The organism is Paenibacillus sp. LC231 (assembly GCF_001860525.1).
GTDB lineage: Bacteria > Bacillota > Bacilli > Paenibacillales > Paenibacillaceae > Paenibacillus_AQ.
The window spans coordinates 1-739 of record NZ_JFOM01000057.1 but is presented as its reverse complement, the minus strand read 5'-3'; the positions used below and the strand labels follow the sequence as shown (position 1 = coordinate 739).

Sequence of the window (739 nt, the reverse complement as noted above, 5' to 3'; positions counted from 1 at the left end):
TTCCTTTGTAACTCCATGTGAGACGTCCCACAACCCCAGAGAGCAAGCTCTCTGGTTTAGGCTGTTCCGCGTTCGCTCGCCGCTACTGACGGAATCACTCTTGTTTTCTCTTCCTCCAGGTACTTAGATGTTTCAGTTCCCTGGGTATGCCTCCTCGCATCCTATGTATTCAGATACGGGTAACTAGCTATTACACTAGCTGGGTTTCCCCATTCGGACATCCCCGGATCGAAGCTTGCTTACAGCTCCCCGAGGCAGTATCGTTGTTCGCCACGTCCTTCTTCGGCTCCTAGCGCCTAGGCATCCTCCGTGTGCTCTTAGTAGCTTAACCAATTGCTCCGGTTATTGCGCTCATCGCTCTGTTGTCCGTTTGTTTCCTGATCTACTAAACGAGTTAATAGGTGGAAACGAAACTTCCAAAGGATCGATGATCCCAAAACCTTCGCGCTACTTTTTATTAAACTTGATCAATCGCTTGACACAAGTTCAGCTAAAAGGATATTTCTAATTGCGCAAATTCGTTTCGTTATCTAGTTTTCAAGGATCAAATGAGAGTTGAACTCTCAAAACTGACCAACGAGTGAGTAACAGGCCTAAACCTGATTTTAAGGGTGACTTCATTGAAGTCATATTTGAATGTTTCCGTTGCAGGAAACGATTCTCCATAGAAAGGAGGTGATCCAGCCGCACCTTCCGATACGGCTACCTTGTTACGACTTCACCCCAATCATCTACCCCA

2 rRNA genes are annotated in these 739 nt (G+C 46.5%); both read right to left on the bottom strand.

The window, feature by feature from the left end:
• Positions 1-331 (bottom strand): 23S ribosomal RNA (locus AK95_RS31900); the annotation flags it as partial.
• Positions 332-668: 337 nt separating this feature from the next.
• Positions 669-739: ribosomal RNA gene (locus AK95_RS31895) — 16S ribosomal RNA — on the bottom strand; the annotation flags it as partial.